General features: G+C 68.9%; 1 protein-coding gene. It reads right to left on the bottom strand.

Annotated features, from left to right (window positions below):
- Positions 1-2: 2 nt before the first annotated feature.
- Positions 3-264: acyl carrier protein (locus tag CUT44_RS00005; RefSeq protein WP_100199994.1), on the bottom strand; the 262-nt coding region annotated here is incomplete at its 5' end.

Genomic DNA, 264 nt, shown 5'->3' with positions numbered 1-264 from the left:
GGTCATGAGGAGGTGGCGGGGGTGTCGGCGGAGGTGCCGGTGCGGCTGTCGATCAGCTCGGCGACGGCCGCGACGGTGTCGCCCGGGGAGGCGTCGTCGTCACCGATCTGGACACCGAGCTCGGAGCGGACCACCAGCAGCAGCTCCACCAGGAACAGCGAGTCCATGTCGAGGTCCTCGAAGCTGGTGTCGGGACCGATCTCCGCGCGGTCCACCTCGAAACGGCCGACCAGGATGTCGACCAGCCTGTCGTACGTCGCACTC

This window comes from Streptomyces carminius, assembly GCF_002794255.1.
GTDB classification, from domain to species: Bacteria; Actinomycetota; Actinomycetes; order Streptomycetales; family Streptomycetaceae; genus Streptomyces; species Streptomyces carminius.
This window is presented reverse-complemented; position numbering and strand designations above follow the sequence as displayed.